17 protein-coding genes and 1 other RNA gene are annotated in these 21601 nt (G+C 72.1%); 2 read left to right on the forward strand and 16 right to left on the reverse strand.

The genetic code is table 11. From position 1 onward, the window contains the following. Positions 1-185: 185 nt before the first annotated feature. From ABZ842_RS10510 to ABZ842_RS10540, 7 genes are all read right to left on the reverse strand, one after another. Positions 186-1619, reverse strand: a complete 1434-nt coding sequence (locus ABZ842_RS10510) for an NAD-dependent malic enzyme (protein ID WP_361534949.1) — start codon at positions 1617-1619, stop codon at positions 186-188. A 526-nt stretch (positions 1620-2145) separates the two neighbouring features. Continuing rightward, positions 2146-4602 carry a UvrD-helicase domain-containing protein gene (locus ABZ842_RS10515; protein ID WP_361535179.1) on the reverse strand — a complete coding sequence of 819 codons (2457 nt, stop codon included), beginning with the start codon at positions 4600-4602 and terminating at the stop codon, positions 2146-2148. Between the two features lie 104 nt (positions 4603-4706). After that, a complete protein-coding gene (locus ABZ842_RS10520; protein WP_361534952.1) occupies positions 4707-5564 on the reverse strand; it encodes a zf-HC2 domain-containing protein in 858 nt (285 codons plus the stop codon). After that, positions 5561-6148, reverse strand: a complete 588-nt coding sequence (locus tag ABZ842_RS10525; protein WP_361534955.1) for a sigma-70 family RNA polymerase sigma factor — start codon at positions 6146-6148, stop codon at positions 5561-5563. The genes ABZ842_RS10520 and ABZ842_RS10525 overlap by 4 nt, the downstream gene beginning before the upstream one ends. A gap of 177 nt (positions 6149-6325) precedes the next feature. Next, complete coding sequence (locus ABZ842_RS10530; RefSeq protein WP_361534958.1) at positions 6326-6943, reverse strand: CGNR zinc finger domain-containing protein; 618 nt, start codon at positions 6941-6943, stop codon at positions 6326-6328. A gap of 310 nt (positions 6944-7253) precedes the next feature. Next, positions 7254-8504 (reverse strand): serine hydrolase domain-containing protein, encoded by a 1251-nt coding sequence (locus ABZ842_RS10535; RefSeq protein ID WP_361534961.1) that lies wholly within the window; start codon positions 8502-8504, stop codon positions 7254-7256. A gap of 112 nt (positions 8505-8616) precedes the next feature. Next, entirely contained in the window at positions 8617-9618 is a 1002-nt protein-coding gene (locus ABZ842_RS10540; RefSeq protein WP_361534964.1) for a LysR family transcriptional regulator, read from the reverse strand. Positions 9619-9708: 90 nt separating this feature from the next. Here ABZ842_RS10540 and ABZ842_RS10545 point away from each other — a divergent pair, with 90 nt between their 5' ends. Continuing rightward, positions 9709-10917, forward strand: coding sequence for an MFS transporter (locus tag ABZ842_RS10545; protein WP_361534967.1), 1209 nt, complete (start codon positions 9709-9711; stop codon positions 10915-10917). A gap of 62 nt (positions 10918-10979) precedes the next feature. Here ABZ842_RS10545 and ssrA read toward each other — a convergent pair. The 5 genes from ssrA to ftsE form a co-directional block, all read right to left on the reverse strand. Then, positions 10980-11375: a transfer-messenger RNA gene (gene ssrA / locus ABZ842_RS10550) on the reverse strand. A gap of 141 nt (positions 11376-11516) precedes the next feature. After that, positions 11517-12002 carry an SsrA-binding protein SmpB gene (smpB, locus tag ABZ842_RS10555; RefSeq protein WP_361534970.1) on the reverse strand — a complete coding sequence of 162 codons (486 nt, stop codon included), beginning with the start codon at positions 12000-12002 and terminating at the stop codon, positions 11517-11519. Between the two features lie 18 nt (positions 12003-12020). After that, complete coding sequence (locus ABZ842_RS10560) at positions 12021-13184, reverse strand: S41 family peptidase (RefSeq protein ID WP_361534973.1); 1164 nt, start codon at positions 13182-13184, stop codon at positions 12021-12023. Positions 13185-13252: 68 nt separating this feature from the next. Beyond that, entirely contained in the window at positions 13253-14170 is a 918-nt protein-coding gene (ftsX, locus tag ABZ842_RS10565; protein ID WP_361534976.1) for a permease-like cell division protein FtsX, read from the reverse strand. A gap of 29 nt (positions 14171-14199) precedes the next feature. Continuing rightward, on the reverse strand, positions 14200-14889 hold the full coding sequence (gene ftsE, locus ABZ842_RS10570; RefSeq protein ID WP_361534979.1) for a cell division ATP-binding protein FtsE: 690 nt from the start codon (positions 14887-14889) through the stop codon (positions 14200-14202). A 280-nt stretch (positions 14890-15169) separates the two neighbouring features. Between ftsE and ABZ842_RS10575 the strand changes: the two genes are divergently transcribed. Beyond that, positions 15170-15361: a hypothetical protein gene (locus ABZ842_RS10575; RefSeq protein ID WP_361534982.1), complete on the forward strand. Its 192-nt coding sequence runs from the start codon at positions 15170-15172 to the stop codon at positions 15359-15361. A 198-nt stretch (positions 15362-15559) separates the two neighbouring features. Here ABZ842_RS10575 and ABZ842_RS10580 read toward each other — a convergent pair whose 3' ends face one another. From ABZ842_RS10580 to ABZ842_RS10595, 4 genes are all read right to left on the reverse strand, one after another. After that, entirely contained in the window at positions 15560-16219 is a 660-nt protein-coding gene (locus ABZ842_RS10580) for a hypothetical protein (protein WP_361534985.1), read from the reverse strand. A gap of 359 nt (positions 16220-16578) precedes the next feature. Beyond that, positions 16579-17691, reverse strand: a complete 1113-nt coding sequence (gene prfB, locus ABZ842_RS10585; RefSeq protein ID WP_361534988.1) for a peptide chain release factor 2 — start codon at positions 17689-17691, stop codon at positions 16579-16581. A gap of 268 nt (positions 17692-17959) precedes the next feature. Continuing rightward, positions 17960-19192 carry a serine/threonine-protein kinase gene (locus ABZ842_RS10590; RefSeq protein WP_361534991.1) on the reverse strand — a complete coding sequence of 411 codons (1233 nt, stop codon included), beginning with the start codon at positions 19190-19192 and terminating at the stop codon, positions 17960-17962. Positions 19193-19360: 168 nt separating this feature from the next. Further along, complete coding sequence (locus ABZ842_RS10595; protein ID WP_361534994.1) at positions 19361-21151, reverse strand: protein kinase; 1791 nt, start codon at positions 21149-21151, stop codon at positions 19361-19363. Between the last annotated feature and the right edge of the window lie 450 nt (positions 21152-21601).

The raw sequence follows: 21601 nt of genomic DNA on the forward strand, positions 1-21601 counted from the left end.
GCATCCTGCCTCCACCGACGGCGCGAACGCCAATCCGGCACCCTCCTGGGTCACACGAAAAGCGCCACTGCCTCGCGGTGGTGACGTTCCGTCGACACGGCGGGGACTCACCGGAGCCGTCCGGTCCGTGGTCCGGCCACCCTAGATCGACGGCGGGGGCACCGGACCCCGCGACGCGCCGGAGGTCAGGCGGACGTGGAACCCGTCACATCCGCGCCGGCCGCCTTCGCGGCGTTGCGCACGGCGCCCGCGACGGCCCCGGCGACCTTGTCGTTGAAGACGGACGGAATGATGTAGTTCGGGTTGAGTTCGTCCTCGGTGACCACGTCGGCGAGGGCCGCGGCGGCGGCCAGCATCATCTCGGTGTTGACCGTGCGGGACTGGGCGTCCAGCAGACCGCGGAAGACGCCCGGGAACACCAGGACGTTGTTGATCTGGTTCGGGAAGTCGGAGCGGCCGGTGGCGACCACGGCGGCGGTCTGCCGGGCGACCGTCGGGTCGACCTCGGGGTCCGGATTGGCGAGCGCGAACACGATCGCGCCGTCGGCCATCGCGGAGACGTCCTCGGCGCCGAGGAGGTTGGGCGCGGAGACGCCGATGAAGACGTCCGCGCCGACCACGGCCTCCTTGAGCGTGCCGGTGACGCCCTCGGGGTTGGTGTTGTCCGCGATCCAGCGCAGGGCAGAGCCCGGCGCGGCGTCGACGAGGTCGTCGCGGCCCGCGTGCACCACGCCGTGGATGTCGGCCACGACCGCGTGCTTCACGCCCGCCGCGATCAGCAGCTTCAAGATGGCCGTACCGGCGGCGCCGGCGCCCGACATGACGACCCGTACGTCCGAGACGGCCTTGCCGACCACCCGCAGCGCGTTGGTGAGCGCGGCGAGGACGACGATCGCGGTGCCGTGCTGGTCGTCGTGGAAGACGGGGATGTCCAGGGCCTCGCGCAGCCGGGCCTCGATCTCGAAGCAGCGCGGCGCGGAGATGTCCTCCAGGTTGATCCCGGCGAAGCCGGGGGCGATCGCCTTGACGATCGCGACGATCTCGTCGGTGTCCTGGGTGTCCAGGCACAGCGGCCAGGCGTCGATGCCGGCGAAGCGCTTGAAGAGGGCCGCCTTGCCCTCCATGACGGGCAGCGCGGCCTTGGGGCCGATGTTGCCGAGGCCGAGCACCGCGGAGCCGTCGGTGACCACGGCGACGGAGTTGCGCTTGATGGTGAGGCGACGGGCGTCCTCGGGGTTCTCGGCGATCGCCATGCAGACCCGGGCCACGCCCGGCGTGTAGACCATGGAGAGGTCGTCACGGTTGCGGATCGGGTGCTTGGACTGCATCTCGATCTTTCCACCGAGGTGCATCAGGAAGGTCCGGTCGGAGACCTTCCCGAGGACGACGCCCTCGATGGAGCGCAGCCCTTCGACGATCTCCTCCGCGTGGGCGGTGGAGGAGGCGGCGATGGTGACGTCGATCCGCAGCTTCTCGTGACCGGACGCGGTCACGTCGAGGCCGGTCACGGACCCGCCGGAGGATTCCACGGCCGTGGTGAGCTGGGAGACCGCGGTTCCGCTCGCGGGCACCTCCAGCCGGACCGTCATCGAGTACGAGACGCTTGGCGCCGTTGCCATGGCCGGATTCCTCAACTTTCCTAGCTTTTTCCTGAGACCGCACCACCGCCGCGGCCCTCTTGCGCGAAGGCCCCGGCAGCGCTATCCGATGGTCGCACCTACCAGCCAGTAGCTGGTAATAGTGGTCGTTTTGTTTTCGGAAGCCAACTTTCACCATACGAGATGGAAGCCGTCCGTTGGAAGCGCGGTCATCGGACGACCCTGAAAACGCCGCCAGGTCCGCGCCCATTCCTGGGGCGCGGACCTGGCGATACGTGAGGAAGGTGGCACCGACCCGCCATGCTCGCCTCGCGGCAAGTGGTCGCTCGAAGCGACGAAGGTTGGGCCCGGGGGCTTGGATCGAGCCGGTGCCACACCCAGGCTAACAAACCACCCCGGTAAGTGATTCCCCCCTCACAGGTTGACACCCCATCAGCCCAGCCCGTGTTGCGCGGGCCCCTGAGAAAGCGCTCTCAGGAGCGTGCCGACCAGGGGTACGAGCCGGGCATACGGGACGGGCGTACGAGCCGGGCATACGGGGCGGGCCTCACGGCCGCAGCAGCTCCGGCACCCCGGCGCCGTCCGCCCCGTCCCGGTGCCCCGACACCACCGTCAGCTCCTGCGTCGCCCGGGTCAGCGCCACGTACAGCACCCGCAGGCCGACCGCCGTCCCGTCGGCGATCTCCGCGGGGGCCACCACGATCGTCGCGTCGTACTCCAGGCCCTTCGCCTCCAGGGAGCCCAGCGGCACCACGCGGTCCCCCAGCCCGTCGAGCCAGCGGGCCGCCTCCTTGCGCCGGTGCATGGCCACGACCACGCCCACCGTGCCGTCCACCCGCGCCAGCAGCCGCTCGGCCTCCGCCCGTACGAGCGCACCCAGCGCACCGTCGCCGCCACCCCGGCCCGCGCCCTCGCCCTCGCCGGGCACGGCGACGAAGCGCGGCACGACGCCCGTGGACCGCACGGCCGACGGCGCCTGCGCCCCCGGCATCGCCCGCGCCAGCACCCGCGCGGCCAGGTCGGCGATCTCCGCCGGGTTGCGGTAGTTCACCGTCAGCTCGAAGCGCCGCCGCGGCCGGGTGCCGAGAGCTTCGTCCCGCGCCTGCGCCGCGTCCTGCGGCTCCGGCCACGAGGACTGCGCCGGGTCCCCGACCACCGTCCAGGTGGCGTGCCGCCCCCGCCGGCCGACCATGCGCCACTGCATGGGCGTCAGGTCCTGCGCCTCGTCGACGATGACGTGCGCGTACTCCGTGCGCTCCGCCGCCAGCCGCTCGGCGCGCTCCCGCTGCGTCTCCTCGCGCTGGGGCATCAGCTCCTCCAGGCCGCTGAGCTGGTCCAGCGGGTCGTACTCCCGCTTCTTCTTCGGCCGGGCCGGGGTGCCGAGCAGGGTGTTCAACTCGTCGAGCAGGGCCACGTCGTGCACCGACAGCGGCCCGGTGCCGTCCGCGCCGGCCCGCTTCAGCGAGCGCGCCAGCCGGCGGACCTCGCCCGGGGTCAGCACCCGGCGCGCCCAGCGGCCGAGCCGGCGCTCGTCGGCCATCGCGGCGAGCACCCGGCGCGGCGTCAGCTCCGGCCACCAGGCGTCCAGGAACGCGGTGAAGGAGTCCTCGCCGGTGACGTCCTCGTCGAAGGAGGACCTCAGCTCCGCGGCGAGCTCCGGGTCCGCGTGCCGGCCCACCGCGCCGGACTGCGCGTACAGCGCGTCCAGCAGCAGTCGACGGGCCCGGGGCCGCAGCAGGTTCACCGGCGCGGTGCCGCTCAACACGGTCTGACGGATCCGCTTCAGCTCGCCCGCCGCCAGCTCCAGCCGACGCCCGAAGGCGACCACCCGCAGCAGATCGGTCCGTACGGCACAGGCCCGCGACTCCTCGCCGTCAGCGTCCCCGAAGTCCGCGTCATCTCCGAAGTCGCCGAAGGAGAGCTGTCCTTCGCCCCCGGCCGGCGCGGCGGGCGGCACCTCCAGCGCGCCGCGCGCCGCCCTGCGGAGCACCTGCAGCATCCGCGACGAACCCTTGACGCGGGCCACGGCGGGTTCGTCGTACGCGGACGCCTCCGCGCCGTCGACCAGGCTGCCGACCGCGCGGATCGCCACCTGCCCCTCCTCGCCCAGCGACGGCAGCACGCCCTCGGTGTACGCCACCAGCAGCGGGGTCGGCGAGACGATCAGGATGCCGCCCGCGTACCGCCGGCGGTCCTGGTAGAGCAGGTACGCGGCGCGGTGCAGCGCCACCGCCGTCTTGCCGGTGCCGGGCCCGCCCTCCACGTACGTGATCGACGCGGCGGGCGCCCGGATGACGAGGTCCTGCTCGGCCTGGATGGAGGAGACGATGTCCCGCATCGAGTGGCTGCGGGCCCGCCCCAGCGCGGCCATCAGCGCGCCGTCGCCGATCACCGCGAGCTCCTGCCCGTCGAGGCTGGCGGCGAGCTCCGGGCGCATCAGGTCGTCCTCGACGCCGAGGACCCGGCGTCCCTTGGAGCGGATGACGCGGCGGCGCACCACCCGGCCGGGGTCGACCGGCGTGGAGCGGTAGAAGGGCGCGGCGGCGGGCGCGCGCCAGTCGATCACCAGGGGCGCGTAGTCCGCGTCCAGCACGCCCATCCGGCCGATGTGCAGGGTCTCGCCGACGTCCGCGGTGCCGTCGGGCCGCACGGCGTCGTCCGCGGGCTCCACGGAGGTGTACGCGCCGTCCGGGCCGCGCTTGCCGTCCTTGCCTTGGAGGAGGTCGATGCGGCCGAAGAGGAAGTCCTCGTACTCGTTGTGCAGCCGGTTGAGGTGGACGCCGGCGCGGAAGACCTGGGCGTCCCGCTCGGCCAGCGCGCCGGGGGTGCCCACCTGGCTGAGCTTGGCCGCGTCGCTCATCAGGAACTCGGCGTCGTGGATCTTCTCCTCAAGACGCCGGTACACCCGGTCGAGATGTACTTGTTCGACGGCGATCTCGCGGTCGCGGAGCGAGTCCCCGCCCGCGTCGGCCGCCGCGTCGGCCGGGTCGCCGGCCGTGTCCACAGCGGCATTGTGCTTGGCCACCGAGGCCCCCTTCTGACGTGCACTGGGCAGCGGTCAACCGTACGCGAAGGGGACGCGTCTGTCAGGCGGTGGTCACGGACCGGTCACGCGTCGATTTCCACCAGTTTCTGATTGTCGAAGGTGCGCACCTCGAACCGGTCGATCTCCGAGCGGTCCATCGCGGCGCCGCCGTGGACGTACAGCGGGCTCTTCGACGCTTCGGTGGGGCCGTCCGCGATGCCGTACCCCCACTTCGGGACGGACCACGAGGTGACGACCTCTTCGGCGCCGGACTTGGACACGGCGACGAGGCGGCACTTGAGGGGGCCCTTGACGCCCTTGAGCTCCAGGACGGCGTGGGTGCCCCAGCCCTTCTTCTCGATGCCGACGGTGGCGGACACCCGGGTCGTGGCGTCGGTGGCGGTGACCTTCTCGTCCATGTGGTGCAGGAAGGAGTCCTCCGCCGGGGAGGTGGGGCGGGGCTCGGCGCGGCCGTGCTGCTCGCCGCCGTCGCCCGTGACGGCGTACGTCACGAAGGGCGCGAGGACGATGAGCGCGATCGCCGCGGCGACCACGTACATGTTGCGGCGGCGGCGCGTCGCGCGCTTGGCGGCGACCTCGCCCAACAGACCGTCCAACACCCGTCCGGCGGGCGGCGCGGACAGCTTGGGCACGGCCCGCGGCACAGGCACGTCCTGCCAGCCGGACGTCTGCGCCCCTGGCGGTGTCCCGGGCAGCGTCCCGTGCAACGGGACGGAGGCGGGGGCGCCGGGCGGCGGGGCGGCCTGCGCCAGTGCGGCGAGCACCGGTTCCACGCCGGCGAACTCTTCGAGGTGGGCGGCGCAGACGTCGCACCCGGCGAGGTGTGCCTCGAACTCCGTGGCGTCCGCGTCGTCCAGGACTCCGAGGACGTACGCACCGACTGCGTCGTGCACGGATTCCTGTTCCCCCCGCGTGCTCATGCCGAGACCCCCCTCTCCTCCAACGCGAGCTTCATGGAACGTAATGCGTAGAACACCCGGGAACGCACGGTGCCGCTGGGTATGCCGAGCGTTTCGGCCGCCTCATTGACCGTACGCCCCTTGAAGTACGTTTCAAGAAGTACTTCCCGGTGCGCCGGAGTCAAATCGTCCAGCGCGTCCGAGAGCGTCATCAGCCACAACGCCTTGTCTATCTCGTCCTCCGCGGGCATGACCTCCAGCGGCGACGGATCGACCTCCTGCGGCCGGGCCTGCCGGCTGCGGTGGCCGTCGATGACGATGCGCCGGGCGACCGTCACCAGCCAGGGTCTGACAGAGCCGGTCGCCTGGTTTAGCCGACCGGCGTTCTTCCAGGCACGGATGAGCGTCTCCTGCACCACGTCCTCGGCGCGCTGGCGGTCGCCGGCGACGAGGCGCAGCACGTAGGCGAGCAGAGGACCGGCGTGTTCGCGGTACAGCGCGCGCATCAACTCCTCATCGGGCACCGAGGCGTCGAAGCGCGATCTGTCGCTGCGATGGCGTGCCCTCTGCGGACGGTCATCGGCCACGGCGGCATCTTTGCGCACCTGAACCTCCCGGTCGAGACCCTGAGTTGACGGGCCGTACTTCCTCGTCCCTTACGGACGGAACGCGCGGGCCATTCAACGGGAGTGGAATTTCTTCACATCCGTTTCCCCGAATTCGGCCCAAACGCAGGCGATTCATCCCGGAATTCGGGGCGCGACGACGGGCGCGACGGCGCCCTAGGCCCGGGCGAGCGCCGCGGCGCGGCGGCGGTGGCGGGCCACCCGTTCGCGGTTGCCGCACACCTCGCTGGAGCACCAGCGGCGGCGCCTGCCGCGCGAGGTGTCCACGTACACCCGACGGCAGCTCTCGCCCTCGCACTGCCGCAGCGCGGCGCGGGCGACGGGGTCGGTGAGCAGCTCCACCGCGTCACGGGCGACGGCGGCGAGCAGTTCGCCGCACTCGGGGGCGGCGGCGAGGGTCCGCACCAGCTCGCCGCCGGGGCCGCGGACGGCGCGCACGGCCGGGGGCGCGCCGGCGGCGAGCGCGTTGATCCGCTCCAGCGCGGACTCGGCGGACCGGCCCTCGATCTCGGCGCGCACCACCTGCGCGAGGTGGCCGCGGAGCTCGGCGAAGCGCTCGACCCAGCGGGGGCCGCAGGCGGGCAGGGGCGTGTCGGCGGGTACGAGCCGGGCGCCGACGAGCCAACGCCCGAGCCGGCCGTCGCCGGCGAGCGGTTCTCGCGCGTCGACGTCGGCGGTGGTCGCGAGCAGGTCGAGACAGACCCGTCCGGTGTCGAACCGCCAGCGGTCGCTCCTGTGCGCCGTGTGCACTGCGTGCGCCGCGCTCGTTGCCATTTGCGCCGTCACCACCCGGTCTCACCGCGAAAGGCCCCGCCCTCCAGAGTGCCAATGCGCTGCCGCTGCGGAAACCCCTCGTCCGCGGCGACCCCCGACGCCCTCGCATACGGCTGCCCCGACGCACCCCGACACACCCGCCGTTCTCCTGCGGGGTGCGCTGGTCTCCGCGCCCCGGTGGTGGGCTTGTCGCGCAGTTCCCCGCGCCCCTGGGCGTAGGGGGAGGAACTGCGCGAGAACCACCCACGATCCGCAGGGACCGACGCAGCCGCAGGGGCTACGGCGAGTACGTCAGGGGCCCGGCGGACAACTAGTCGCGGGGGATCGACGGGGCGATGTCCTCGAAGCGCTCGGCCGGCGCCGCCGCAGGCGCAGCCGTACGCGTCCCAGAACCCGCCGCCCCGCAGAACGTCGCCTCCAACGTCCGCGGCAGCACGTTCAGCACCGTCCCGTTGTTCGACGTGTTCGCCACCGACGTCACCGCCCGCCCTCCCCCCTTCGCCGCGAAGGCGAACGTGTAGTACCCCTGCACCGTCCCCGTGTGCCCGTACACGGACACCCCGCACGACAGGTCACGCCGCCGCAGCCCCAGCCCGTACCCCTGCGTCGAGTTCACCGGCGTCCACTGCTGCATCTGCGCCAACTGCGCCGCGGAGGTCAGCCGTCCGCCCATCAGCGCGCTGAGGAAGGTGTTCAGGTCCCGCGTGCTGGAGATGACCGCGCCGGCGCTCTGCGCCCAGGACGCCGTCTGGTACGAGGAGTCCACCAGCGGCGCGCCCGCCTCGTCGGGCGTGAGGTAGCCCTTGGTGTGCCGCCCGGAGATCGCGGTGCTCGGGTGGACGTACGAGGTGTCGTCCAGGTCCAGCGGGTCGATGATCCGCTCGCGGTACTCCGTCGCGACGCCGCGCCCGGTGATCTTCTCGATCAGCATGCCGGCGACGACGAAGTTGGTGTTGGAGTACGCGTACGACGTGCCGGGCGTCACCGTCAGCGGCTTCGCCAGGGAGAGGTCCAGCAGCTCCCGGTAGCTGAAGACCCGGTTGCGGACGGCTTCGAAGCCGGGGACCGTGCGGGCGAACATGTCGTTGGTGTAGTCGTACAGCCCGCTGCGGTGGCTCAGCAGGTGGCGGACCGTGATCCGCTGGTCGATGAGGCCGGGCAGGTAGCTGTTCACCGGTGCGTCGAGGTTCAGCTTGCCCTCGTCGACGAGTTGGAGCAGCACGACCGCGGTGAAGGTCTTGCTGACGCTGCCGACGCGGAACCGGTCGCTCGCGCTGATGGCCCGGCCCGTGGCGCGGTCCGCGACGCCCTCGGCGACCTTGTGGGCGGTGCCGTTGTCGTCGATCCGGGCCATGGCGCCGGGCGCGCCGTTCGCCAGCGCCGCCTTCAGGGCCGTGCGCAGCGCTTCGAGGTCGGGCGCTGCCGTCGCGGCGGCCCGGGACCCCGCCGCCGAGGGCTCCGGGGACGCGGGCGCCGCCGTCGCGGAGTGCACCGGCACCGTCAGCAGCGACAGCAGGACCGCCCCGAGAGCCGTGCCCCTGCCCGCCTTGCCTGAGATCATCTGATCGTTCTCCCGATCGTGTCGTGGTGACAGGTCTGATGTCCTGTCACCACCTATAGACGGTCAGGGCGCCCGCGGGTTGCCACATCGAGCCGCGAACTCCCGTACGACGTCACCGAGATGGCCCAACGCCGAGCGCCCGGGACGTCCCGCCCCGCTCCATCGCCCGCAGATCCTCATCCGGCAGCCACCAGTCGCCCCCGGGCCGCTCCAGCCACCCTTCCGCCGCGCCCAGTCGACCCGACGCGGCCAGCAGCGCGTCCGCCGCGGGGTGGCGCAGCCCCCGGCGCCGTACGAGGGAGACGGGCGACAGCGGCACCGGATCCACCAGAGGCCGCACCACCATGTCCGGCACCTCGATGAACTCGGTGCTCGCCAGTACGGACCAGCCCCGGCGCCGCACCACCCGGACGAACTCGTCCGCCCCCGCGACCTCGGGGAACGGCTCGGCCATGGCGATGGAGAACCGTGCGAACAGGCGCGCCGCCAGCGCCGTCCACGCGGCGGTCGCCGGGTTGCCGGCGCCCGCGTACAGCGTCTCCCCCGCGAGTTCGGCCACCGGCACCTGCGACAGGCCGGCCAACCGGTGCTCCACCGGCAGCAGCACCGCCATCCGCTCGTACCGCACCGGCACGTCGTCGAGCCCGGCGCGCACCGCCGCGTCCAGGCCCGCGACCCGACCGAAGGCCACGTCCACCCGCCCGGCCAGGACCTCCGCCGCGGCTCCGGTCAGCCCGCTGTGGAAGCGGGCCACCAACTCCAGCTCCGGCACGCTGCGCCGGGCCTCGTCCAGCACCCGCTGGGCCGTGCTCACCCGGGAGCTGACGTCCACCACCAGTGGCCGCCGCTCCGCGCGGAACGCGGCCCGCAGCTCGTCGTGCGCGGCGAGCACGGCACGGGCGTACGGCAGCAGCCGCTCCCCCTCGACGGTGAGCGCCACCGATCGGGTGGTGCGGCCGAAGAGCTCCGCGCCCACCTCCCGCTCCAGCCGCCGCACGTCCCGGCTCAGGGCCTGCTGCGCGACGTGGAGACGGCCGGCGGCCCGGGTGAAGTGAAGTTCCTCGGCGACCGCGACGAAGGCGCGCAGCAGCCGGGGGTCGATGTCATGGGGCACGCCCGGACCGTACTACTGACAACCCATGTGCGTGAATGGAGTCCCGACAAGTGTTGGACCACGGCTCTGACCTGCACGGATGCTGGCTCCATGCCGCAACAAGCCCTCACCGCAAACGTCCCGCAGCGCTACCGCCGACTGTTCGCCCCGGCGGGCACCGGCGCCTTCACCGCCGGCTCGCTCGTCGCCCGGCTGCCGTTCGCGATGTTCAGCGTCAGCGCGGTCGTCATGATCGCCGGATCCCGCGGCTCGTACGCCCTGGCGGGTGCGGTGACCGCGACCGGTCTCGCGGCCACCGCCCTCGTCGCGCCGTGGACCGCGCGCCTGGTGGACCGGCACGGGCAGGCCCGGATCGCCGTGCCGGCCGCCGCGCTGGCGGCGCTCGGCGCGCTTTCGCTGGTGCTCTGCGTACGCCTGGACGCACCGGCCTGGACGCTGTTCGCCTCGTACGCGGCCACCGCGCCCGCGCCCAACGTCGGCGGGATGGCGCGGGCCCGCTGGGCGCATCTGCACCGGGACGACCCGGGCGCCCTGCACACCGCCAACGCCTTCGAGCAGGCGCTGGACGAACTCTGCTTCATGACCGGGCCGGCGCTCGGCGCGCTGCTGTGCGCGGCGCTCTTCCCGGAGGCCGGCACCCTCATCGGCACCGCCCTGCTCGTCGCCGGCACCCTGCTGTTCACGGCGCAGCGCTCGACGGAGCCGCCGCCCGCGCCGCGCACCGCGGGCGCCCGCTCCCCGCTGCGCACGCCCCGCATGCCGGCGCTGCTCGCGGTCTTCCTCGCCACGGGCGCGGTCTTCGGCGCGCTGGAGGTGACGACGCTGGCGTACGTGGCCGGTCCGGCGGCCGGGCTGGTGCTGGGGCTCCAGGCGGGCGGCTCGTGCGCCGCCGGGCTGCTGTACGGGCTGCTGCCGCCGGCCAGCGCCCTGCCGCGCCGGCTCGCCAGCTGTCTGGCGGCGATGACGGTGCTGATGGCGCTGCCGCTGCTGACGGCCCGCACCGGTTCGACGGCGCTGCTCGCGGGCGGTCTGCTGCTGGCGGGGGCGGCGACCGCGCCCACCATGGTCACGGGGATGGCCCTGGTGCAGCGGCTGACTCCGCGGGGCAGCCTCACCGAGGGCATGACGCTGGCGGTCACCGCGATCCTCGGCGGCATAGCGGTCGGCTCGGCGGCAGCCGGCTGGTGCGCGGAGCACCTGGCGGCGGGCGCGGGCTTCGCCGTACCGACGCTGGCTGCGGCCCTGGCCCTGGCCGCAGCCGTGTGCCTCGCCGTCCGCAACCCGACCGCCCGGGGATGACGAAGGCCGGGCATGACGAAGGCCCGGCCGTGATCACGGCCGGGCCTTCGCCCACATGGGATGAGTGGAGATGGCGGGAATCGAACCCGCGTCCAACGGTGCAGAAACAGGGCTTCTCCGAGCGCAGTCCGCTGCGATTTTCTCAGCCCCGGAGATCACACGGACAAGTCTCCGACGGGCTCAGTCACTGTTTGATTTCCCTCTCAACCCCGTGACCGAATTGAGAGGTTTAGTCCCCTAGTTGACGCCAGGAACCGGGTCGGGAACAGCCCCGGGCTGACGCTCCATGAGAGAAACCTTCGTCTCTACTGCTTATTAGGCAGCGAGGGCGAAGGCTTCGGAGTTATCGCGCTTGGAATTGGCGATTATTGTTTGCGACATATGGTTTACGAGATCATTGCCGCTTCCTCGGCTCGCTTCCCCTGCCTCGACATCCGCTGTCGAAACCGATCATCCCCATGTTGATTTTTCAAGGCGCACACCACGACACCCTCAAGAAGGTGCGAAGTGCACTCGTGTCCCGCCCCGCGGGACTTCTCCATCGTACGTGACCGATGCGGGCGGGTGCCAGCACATATCCGCGCCCCCGGACGGAACGGTCAGACCTTCGCCCGCTGGCGCCGCCGGGCCGATGCGATCGCCCGGTCCGCCTCGCGCCGGTCCTGGCGCTCCCGCAGCGTCTGCCGCTTGTCGTACTCCTTCTTGCCCTTCGCCAGCGCGATCTCGACCTTCGCCCGGCCGTCCTTGAAGTACAGGGCGAGCGGCACGATCGTGTGACCGGTCTCCTGGGACTTGGCCTCCAGCTTGTCGATCTCCTCCCGGTGCATCAGCAGCTTCCGCTTGCGGCGGGCGCTGTGGTTGGTCCAGGTGCCCTGGGTGTACTCCGGCACGTGGACGTTGTGCAGCCACGCCTCGTGACCGTCGATCTGGACGAAGCCGTCCGCCAGGGAGGCCCGTCCCTGACGCAGCGACTTCACCTCGGTGCCCGTCAGCACGAGACCGCACTCGTAGGTGTCGATGATGTGGTAGTCGTGCCGCGCCTTCTTGTTCTGCGCGATCAGCTTGCGCCCTTTTTCCTTAGCCATAGTGCGTTCATTTTCGCACTACGACCCCGCCCCGAGGCCAGTCAATACCGACTCCGCCTCCGCCTGGACGCTCTCGCCCTCCGCGGGGACCACGTCCGGAACGATGCCCTTGCCGTCGACCTCGCGCCCCTCGGGAGTGCGGTAGTGCCCGACGGTGAGTTCGGCCACGGAGCCGTCCGGCAGGGGGCTGGGCATCTGCACCGAGCCCTTGCCGAAGGTGCGGGAACCGACGGTGACCGCGCGACCACGGTCCTTGAGGGCGCCGGTGACCATCTCGGCCGCGCTCATCGTGCCGCCGTCGACCAGCGCCACCACGGGCCGCTCGGTGTCGCCGCCGGGCTCCGCGTACAGCGCGAGCTGCTCGCCGTTCACGTCGTACGTGGCCACCAGCCCGCCGTCCAGGAAGGCGGAGGCCGCGGTGACCGCCTCGGTGATCAGCCCGCCGCTGTTGCCCCGCAGGTCGAGGAGGACGCCGGCGCCGTCGGGGGCGTGCTCGACGGCGTCCTTCACCCGCTTCCCGGAGCCGCGCGTGAAGGAGACCACCTTGATCTTGACCGTCCCGCCGTCGAGGCGCTCGACCGTGACGGACTCGCTGGGCAGGGTCGTACGGATCAGGCTCTCGCTCCAGCGGCGGCCATCGCGCTGGAGGCCGAGGTCGACCTCGGTGCCCTCGTTCCCGCGCAGCAGCGCCACCACGTCCGTGACCGGGCGGCCCTCCACCGGGCTGCCGTCGATGGTGCGCAGCCGGTCGCCGGCCTTGACGCCGGCCTTCGCCGCGGGGCCTCCGGGCTGGACCCGGGCGATCTCCACCCGCCCGTCGCCGGAGCGCCGGGCCCACAGCCCGACGCCGGTGTACTCGCCGTCGAGGGACTGCTGGAACTGCTCGTACTCCTCCTTGCCGTACACCGAACCCCAGCGGTCGCCGCTGCGGCTGACGACCTCCTCGGCGGCCTGGGTGGCGGACTCGCCCTCCGCGACGGCCTCGGCCGCGGCCCGCGCCACGTCCTCCCGGTCGACGGTGGCACCGATCGGGCGCACCACCAAGTGGTCCTGCTCGGCGTCGGGTTCGTGCGGCAGCGCGTCGGCGCCGGCGCCGGTGGCGAGCACGGTGACGAAGACCAACGACAGGGCCGCCCCGCGGCGGGTACGGCGGGGCCGAGGGCTGAACTCAGGGCCCGGCATGACGCTGAGTCTAGGACAAGCCACCGGCGCCGTAGGTTCGTTGTCGCCACGGCGCCCCGGGGCGGACGTCACACCTTCAGGTACTTGCGCAGGGTGACCAGAGCGGCAAGGGCCGGCAGCAGCAGCCCGATCGCCAGCACCAGCGGGAGCTTGGTGAGGACCGCGTCCCAGCCGATGAAGTTGACCAACTGCATCTTGTCGGCGAGCGCGAGGCCGTTGTCGATCAGGAAGTACCGCCCGACCAGCAGCATCACCACGGCCAACACCCCGCCGAGCAGCCCGGCGAACGCGGCTTCCATGATGAACGGCATCTGGATGTAGAAGTTCGACGCCCCCACCAGCCGCATGATGCCGGTCTCCCGCCGCCGGCTGAACGCCGAGACCCGCACGGTGTTGACGATCAGCAGCAGTGCGATGATCAGCATCAGCACCATCACCGCGATCGCGGCGATGTTCATGCTGTTCATCAGGTCGAACAGGTTCTGCAGGATGTTGCGTTGGTCCTGTACGGACTGCACGCCCGCCCTGCCCGCGAAGGCCGTGGCGACCACGTCGTACTTCTCCGGGTCGTGCAGCTTGACCCGGAAGGACTCCTGCATCTGGTCGGGGGTGATCGTGGCGGCGATGGGCGTGTCGCCGTACTGGTCCTTGTAGTGCTTGTACGCCTGTTCGGCGCTCTCGTAGTGGATCTGGTCGACCACGCCCATCTTGTCGAGGTCGGCCTCGATCTGCTTCTTCTGCTCGGCCGTCACGGCGCCCTTGGTGCACTGGGGCGAGGTCGTGGCATCGTTCTTGTTGCAGAGGAAGATCGAAACGTTGACCTTGTCGTACCAGTAGTCCTTCATCGTGCCGACCTGCTCGCGCATCAGCAGCGCGCCGCCGAAGAGGGCGAGCGAGAGGGCCACCGAGATGACGACGGCGAAGGTCATCGTGAGGTTGCGGCGGAGACCGACACCGATCTCCGACAGTACGAACTGGGCGCGCATCGCGTGCGTTCAGCCTTTCTCGCGCTGGTTCAGTGCTGGTAGCCGTAGACGCCGCGGGCCTGGTCGCGCACGAGTCGGCCCTGCTCCAGCTCTATGACGCGCTTGCGCATCTGGTCGACGATGTTCTGGTCGTGGGTCGCCATCACCACGGTCGTACCGGTCCGGTTGATCCGGTCGAGCAGCTTCATGATGCCGACGGAGGTCTGCGGGTCCAGGTTGCCGGTCGGCTCGTCCGCGATGAGCAGCATCGGCCGGTTGACGAAGGCCCGCGCGATGGCCACGCGCTGCTGTTCGCCGCCCGACAGCTCGCCCGGCATCCGCTCCTCCTTGCCGCCGAGGCCGACGAGGTCGAGCACCTGGGGCACGGCCTTGCGGATCTCGCCGCGGGGCTTGCCGATGACCTCCTGGGCGAAGGCGACGTTCTCGGCGACGGTCTTGTTCGGCAGCAGCCGGAAGTCCTGGAAGACCGTGCCCAACTGGCGGCGCACGTGCGGCACCTTCCAGTTGGAGATCCGGCTCAGGTCCTTGCCGAGCACGTGGACCGTGCCGTGGCTGGCCCGCTCCTCGCGCAGGATCAGCCGGAGGAAGGTGGACTTGCCGGAGCCGGACGAGCCCACCAGGAAGACGAACTCGCCCTTCGCGATCTCCAGGGAGACGTCGCGCAGCGCGGGGCGGTTCTGCTTGGGATAGGTCTTGGAGACGTTGGCGAATCGGATCACGGGTGCACACCACGGGCCGGGGGTAAAGGTGTGCGTGACACTACGCGAACGGGACTGGCCTAGGCAGCCGGCGGCCTGGGTTGCGTGGTTTGTCCTCCCCATGAGTCATGCGGCGGTGCGCCGGAGCTCACGGGGACGCGCGCCGAACGGCGCGGGAGCTGGCACAGTGGTAGGGGAACAGTCGCGTGTTTCCGGGCGTTTTCTCCATAGGGCCCAGAGGAAGTGCGCCCACGGTCCGCGATGGCGGTTCCGCGCGCGGGAGAGCGGGAGAGGAGAGCGCATGACCTACGACAGATTGGTGTGCGCCAACTGTGCGGCCCCGGTCGCCGAGGGCCGCTGCCCCGTGTGCCGGGCCAATCGCGAGCGGCTCCAGCAGCAGGGCCCGTTCGCGGGGCTGACGCCGGCGGCGCTGGTGACGCTGCTGGTGCTGCTGATCGGAGCCGTAGCCGTACTGGCCGCGCGTACGGCCTGAGTACCGACCGCTACTGAGTACTGGCCGCGCCCACGGGGCGTACGGAGGGCCCGAGCCGGATCCGGCCGGTACGGAGCGTGCCGCACCGCTCACGGAAGGCCACAAGACGCATCAGGGCCCGGGGTGCTGTGCCACACCCCGGGCCCTTCGTCACGCTCTGGTGCTACCGCGTCACCGCGGCATCAGGGACGTCGTCCCTCAGACGGCGGTACGGCCACCGCCGACGAGCCGCGGCAGCATCCGGAAGCCGATGCCACCGGCGATCATGGTCGCGGCGCCGATCACCAGGAAGGTCGTCTCCATGGCGCCGGTCTCGGCGAGTTCTTCCTTCGCCGCGCCCTGCTGCACGGCCTGCGAGCCCGCGTTGTTCGTGTCGGTGTTGCCGCCCTGCGGGCCGGTGCCACCGGTGGTGTCGTCGGCACCGCCGCCGTTGCTGCCGCCGCTACCGCCCGGGTTCGACGGGCTGGTGGAGGGGCCGGGAGACGTGGGCGGGTTCGACGTCGGCGGGTTGGACGTCGGCGGGTTCGACGTGGGCGGGTTCGACGTGGGCGGGTTCGACGTCGGAGGATTCGAGGTCGGCGGGTTCGACGTGGGCGGGTTCGACGTCGGCGGGTTCGACGTCGGAGGATTCGAGGTCGGCGGGTTGGACGTCGGCGGGTCGGACGGGTCGACACCGCCACCGGGCGGCGTCGACTCGCCGCCGCCCGGCTTGTCGCCGTTCAGGTCGGCGCTCACCTCGACGGAGAGCGGACCGACGTTCAGCGCGGAGGCCGCACCGGCCGCCGCCAGCGACGCGCCGGCAGCGATCACCGCACCTGCGGCGACGCGTGCCACGCGAATTCGCGTCTTCTTAGTCATCTAACTGCTACCCCCAGTAGCTCACTCGTCATCTGAGCCGGGTCTCCGGAGCGGCTACTCGTGGGAGAGTCGCACTCTCACCCTGCTCACTCACGCTCGGAAACACGCATGCCGCGCGCCAGCCTTTCCCGTCTTCCCAGGACACGTCAAGCGCAATCCGCGCTCGTTGTCCCCATTTGGGGTGCGTTGGCAGGAGCGAGGTCCATACAACTGTGACATCACGGGGTGTTGGCCCCTGTCAAGGGTCGATTTCCTTGTCGACAAAGCGAGCTGACCTGGCGTGACGGGGGCGCGAACGGCGAAGGCGCCGTACCGCGTGCGGTACGGCGCCTTGCGTCATGCGGGGCGTGGGAGGAGGCTCACTTCTCCTGGTCCTGGCGCTTGCGCCAGCGGATGCCGGCCTCCAGGAAGCCGTCGATCTCGCCGTCGAGCACGGACTGGGGGTTGCCCACCTCGAACTCCGTCCGGAGGTCCTTCACCATCTGGTACGGGTGCAGGACGTACGAACGCATCTGGTTGCCCCAGGAGTTGCCGCCGTCGCCCTTGAGGGCGTCCATCTTGGCCTGCTCCTCCTGGCGGCGCCGCTCCAGCAGCTTGGCCTGGAGGACGTTCATCGCGCTCGCCTTGTTCTGGATCTGGGAGCGCTCGTTCTGGCAGGAGACCACGATGCCGGTGGGGATGTGGGTGATGCGGACCGCGGAGTCGGTGGTGTTGACGCCCTGACCGCCCGGGCCGGAGGCGCGGTACACGTCGATGCGGAGTTCGGACTCGTCGATGTCGACGTGGTCGGACTGCTCGACGACCGGGAGGACCTCGACGCCGGCGAAGCTGGTCTGGCGGCGGCCCTGGTTGTCGAACGGGGAGATGCGCACCAGGCGGTGCGTGCCCTGCTCGACGGAGAGGGTGCCGTAGGCGTAGGGCGCCTTCACGACGAAGGTGGTCGACTTGATGCCGGCCTCCTCCGCGTACGAGGTCTCGTACACCTCGGTGCCGTAGCCGTGGCGCTCGGCCCAGCGCAGGTACATCCGCTGGAGGCGCTCGGCGAAGTCGGAGGCGTCGACGCCGCCCGCTTCGGCGCGGATGTTGACCAGCGCCTCGCGCTCGTCGTACTCGCCGGACAGCAGGGTGCGGACCTCCATCTCGTCGACGGCCTTGCGGACGTCGGCGAGCTCGGACTCGGCCTCGGCGAGGGTGTCCGCGTCGTCCTCGGCCTCGGCGAGCTCGAAGAGCACCCCGAGGTCGTCGATGCGGCCCCGCAGCGCCTCGGCCTTGCGGAGCTCGGCCTGGAGGTGGGAGAGCCGGCTGGTGATCTTCTGGGCCGCCTCCGGGTCGTCCCAGAGGGACGGGGCCGCGGCCTGCTCCTCAAGCACGGCGATGTCGGCCCTCATCTTGTCGAGGTCCAGGACGGCCTCGATCGACTCCATGGTCGAGGAGAGGGACTTCAGCTCTTCGGATACATCGACGACTGCCACGCCTCAAGCGTAACGGCTGAGTGCGCGGTCCCCGCCCGCGGGCGGGAGAGCGCTCGGCCCCCGCGGCCGTAGCAGCCCTCCGCCGCTTGCCGGGCCGCGCCCGCGCCCTCCTTGGAACGCCTCGCCGTAAGGCGGAAACGTTGTGTAACGACCACCGGTTTGTGTGTGGCTGTTCGCGGAGGCCGATGCGCCCGCGGGGAAACGGCGAGACCGCCCAGGGGCTCCGGGGGGGCACCCTGCCCGCAAGGAAACCGCGGGGGCGCGGAGGTCAGGGGGACGTGGAGTGCGGCTTCTCGGGGGCCGAGTCCGCGTCCGTGGACGTGGCCAGCCAGCCGCCGACGCCGACCACCAACACCACCAACCCGGCCAGCACCCGTCTGCGAACGCGGACGGACGGCGCCGGCTTGCGCGGAGGCTTGTTGCGCGCCGAACCCGGCCGCCGCTGCCCTGGCGCCCGCGGCGCCCGCGCCGTGCCGTGCGCCCCGCCCGCCAGCTCCTCCGGGCCCGGCACCCGCATCGAGGTGTGGGTGTCGCGGTTGGAGTCCGCGGGCGCCGCCCCGGGCACCAGGGACACCGCGCCGCGCCGTCGCCCCTCTCCCGCGGGCTCGGGCGCGGGCTCCTCGTACGGCTCGGCCTCCGGCTCAGCGCCCGGCTCGTCGACGTCCAGCGGCGGCATCCCGGCCAGCGAGGGCAGCAGCTCCCGCAGCCGTACGCCCATCTCCGAGGCGCGCAGCCGGGACGCCGGCGCCTTCGCGAGGCACTGGACCAGCAGCTGCCACAGCTCGTCGGGGATGCCGGGGAGCGGCACCACCGCCTCGGTGACGTGGCGACGCAGGACCGCCCCCGGGTGGCCGCCGCCGAACGGCGTGAAGCCCGCCAGGAGCTCGTACAGCACGGTCGCGAGGGCGTAGATGTCCACGGCGGCGCGCGGCGGCAGGCCCTCGACGATCTCGGGGGCGAGGTAGTCCGGAGTGCCGATGATCTTCGTGGACTTGGTGCGGCGCGCGGTGTCGATCAGCTTGGCGACGCCGAAGTCCGTGAGCAGCGCCGGGTGCGCGCCGCCGGGGCCGATGGCTCCCGTCATGTCGAGGAGGACGTTCTCCGGCTTGACGTCGCGGTGGACGACCCCGGCGCGGTGCGCGGCGGCGAGGCCGTCCGCGACGTCCGCGACGATCGCGACCGCGGCTTCGGGGGCGAGGCGGCGCTCGCGGTCGAGCCGGCTGCGCAGGTCCGTGCCGCGGACCAGGTCCATGACGAGCGCGAGGTCATTGCCGTCGACGACGAGGTCGCGGACCGCGACGACGTGGGGGTGGTCGAGCCCGAGCAGGGCGGTGCGCTCCTGGACGAAGCGGCCGACCAGCTCCTGGTCGGCCGCCAGGTCCTCGCGCAACAGCTTGATCGCGACGGGCCCCTCGGGGCCCTCGCCGGCCCACACGGTGCCCGCGCTGCCCCGTCCGAGGATCTGGTGGGCCGTGTACCGGCTGCCGATTTTCCGTGCCAAGACTGCTCCCTCAGCGGCTGGCGTTGCCCATAACGTACGCGGCCGTCCGGGGCGTTCGTGCCCGGGACGGCCGCATGCCGCACGTACGTGGGAGTCATTCAGGGGCAAAACACCCCAGACCGCCGCCTCACCTCACGACGGAAATCGACAAAGAGACCCAGACGCACATCAGTTACCGGTGCTGTTGCCCGTGTTGTTCGTCGGGGAGTCGGTGCCCGAGTCGGAGTTGGTGAGGTCGGAGATCCAGTCCGTGGCCTTCGAGACTCCGTCGCTGATCGCGGTCCAGAAGCTCTTGCCCTCGGCCACCCAGTCCTGGAGCGGGGTGAGCTCCCAGACCAGCCAGCTCGCGACGACCAGCAGGATCACCGAGAACAGGCAGCCCTTGAGGCAGCCCAGGCCGGGGATGCGCATGGGGTTGGCGCTGCGCTGGCGGGGCTGGCGCGGGGCGGGCTCGGGCCGCTGCGGGCGCTGGGGCTGCTGGGGCGCCTGCGGCTGCGGCGGGGGCGGCGGCGCGGGTGCGTACCGCGGCTGCTGCTGGGGCTGCTGCTGCGGTGGCTGGGGCGGCGGCGCGTACTGCTGACGCTGTAGGTGCTGCGGCGGCGGCGCGTACGGCTGGGGCTGCTGGTGCTGCTGCTGGTGGTGCGGCGGCTGCTGCGGGTGTTGGGGGTGCTGCTGCTGGCGCTGCGGGCGGCGGCGCAGCGGGTCCTGCCCCGGGTCCAGGTACTGGATCTGGGTCTGCTCGTTGCGGTCGCGGGCGGCCCGCAGCTGGGACTGCCAGGGGTGCGGGTCCTCGGGCCCCTGCCCGCCGGGCGGCCCGCCCTGGTGCGAGGTCACGGGCGGCATCACGGCCGTCGGGTCCGGGGCCCCGCCGGGGCCGCCGGTGTGCGGCAGCACGCTCGTGGCGTCCGCGGCCCCGGGAGGCCCGGCGGGCGCACCGGTGTGCGGCAGGACGCTGGTCGCGGCGGCCGGGTCGTACGATCCGGCGTTGCTCGGCAGGACCTGGGTGGGGTCGGCGGCGCCCGGCGTGCCGGGCACCGGAGCCGGGGACGGGTCGGGCGCCAGCAGCGCGCCGACGCCGAGCGCGGCGTCGACCTCGGCCGCCGACGAGTGCACGCCGATGCCGGCCGCGACGACCCGCAGGCCGCGGGCGAGGTTCTCGGCGCTGGGGCGCTCCCCGGGCTCCTTGCGCAGGCAGCGCTCTATCACCGTCCACAGCGGCTCGGGCACGGTGGTGGGGCGGCGCGGCTCCTCGCTCAGATGGCGGTGCAGCACCTCAAGCGCGGACTCGCCGGCGAACGGCGGCCGGCCGGTGACCAGCTCGTACAGCAGGATGCCGGCGCCGTAGACGTCCACGGCGGACGTCTGGGGGCGGCCCTCGGCGGACTCCGGGGCCACGTACGCCGGGGTGCCGACGAACTCGTGCGCGCGGGTCAGGCCGGGCGAGTCCGCGAGGCGGGCGATGCCGAAGTCCGTCAGCATCGGGTGCATCTGGCCCTCGGCGTCCGTCTTCAGCAGGACGTTCGCCGGCTTGAGGTCGCGGTGGACGACCCCGTCGGCGTGGCTGGAGGCGAGGGCGTCCGCGATCTGGGCGGTGAGCAGGGCGGCGGCGACGGGGGTGAACGGCCCGCTCTCGCGCAGGTAGCGGTGGAGGTCCGGGCCGTCGATCAGGTCCATGACGAGGGCGAGGAGGTCGCCCTCCACGACGAGGTCGCGGGTCCGCACGATGTTCGGGTGGGTCAGGCGGAGCAGGACGGAGCGCTCGCGCAGGAAGCGCATCACCACGTCCGCGTCGTTCGCCAGCTCCTCCTTGAGGACCTTGATCGCCACGGTCTCGCCGGGCTGCCCGGGCACGGCGGCCTCGGCGCCCGCGGTCTCCCGCTGGCGGGCGCGCCAGACGGTGCCGGTGGCTCCGCGGCCGAGTGGCTGCTCCAGGAGGTACTTGCTGCCTACAGGCCGCACGTCATGCGCTCCCTGCTGATCGTGGTCCGTGGGTGGGCCGGGTCTCGAAGCCGCCGGCGGTCTCGACGGCCCGCAGGCTCGCGAGGACCCGGCCCCGGCGGTTCGCGTTTCCGATCCACTGTAGTGGCGTCGAACAGGGCGACGGTCGGTTGCACGCCCCGTGCCGCGGGCGGGGCGCGACCGGCCGGCCGCCGCGCGCCCGTGCGCCGTACGCACGCGGCGTGCGGGACGCACGCGAACGCGCGCCGTTCGCCTGCAAGACGTCGTCGCGCCGCGGAAGGTTGCGGGCGGACCCCGCGAAGCGGAGTGCCCTACGCAACACCGTCCGTCCGCTTCACGACGCAACCAGGCACTTTTCCGTCCGGAGCGGGCCAATCAAGATCACTTATTGGCAGTACCCGGGCGTGTTGTCAGTGGCAGGTGCGAGGATGCCCCTTGCGCGCGGTCTCG

This window comes from Streptomyces sp. NPDC047315 (genome assembly GCF_040643215.1).
Classification (GTDB): Bacteria; Actinomycetota; Actinomycetes; order Streptomycetales; family Streptomycetaceae; genus Streptomyces.

Coding starts and splice junctions, on each gene's coding strand:
- ABZ842_RS10510 (WP_361534949.1), bottom strand. CDS start 1,619: ATGGCAACGGCGCCAAGCGTCTCGTACTCGATGACGGTCCGGCTGGAG.
- ABZ842_RS10520 (WP_361534952.1), bottom strand. CDS start 5,564: ATGAGCACGCGGGGGGAACAGGAATCCGTGCACGACGCAGTCGGTGCG.
- ABZ842_RS10530 (WP_361534958.1), bottom strand. CDS start 6,943: ATGGCAACGAGCGCGGCGCACGCAGTGCACACGGCGCACAGGAGCGAC.
- ABZ842_RS10535 (WP_361534961.1), bottom strand. CDS start 8,504: ATGATCTCAGGCAAGGCGGGCAGGGGCACGGCTCTCGGGGCGGTCCTG.
- ABZ842_RS10545 (WP_361534967.1), top strand. CDS start 9,709: ATGCCGCAACAAGCCCTCACCGCAAACGTCCCGCAGCGCTACCGCCGA.
- smpB (WP_361534970.1), bottom strand. CDS start 12,002: ATGGCTAAGGAAAAAGGGCGCAAGCTGATCGCGCAGAACAAGAAGGCG.
- ABZ842_RS10560 (WP_361534973.1), bottom strand. CDS start 13,184: ATGCCGGGCCCTGAGTTCAGCCCTCGGCCCCGCCGTACCCGCCGCGGG.
- ftsX (WP_361534976.1), bottom strand. CDS start 14,170: ATGCGCGCCCAGTTCGTACTGTCGGAGATCGGTGTCGGTCTCCGCCGC.
- ABZ842_RS10575 (WP_361534982.1), top strand. CDS start 15,170: ATGACCTACGACAGATTGGTGTGCGCCAACTGTGCGGCCCCGGTCGCC.
- ABZ842_RS10580 (WP_361534985.1), bottom strand. CDS start 16,219: ATGACTAAGAAGACGCGAATTCGCGTGGCACGCGTCGCCGCAGGTGCG.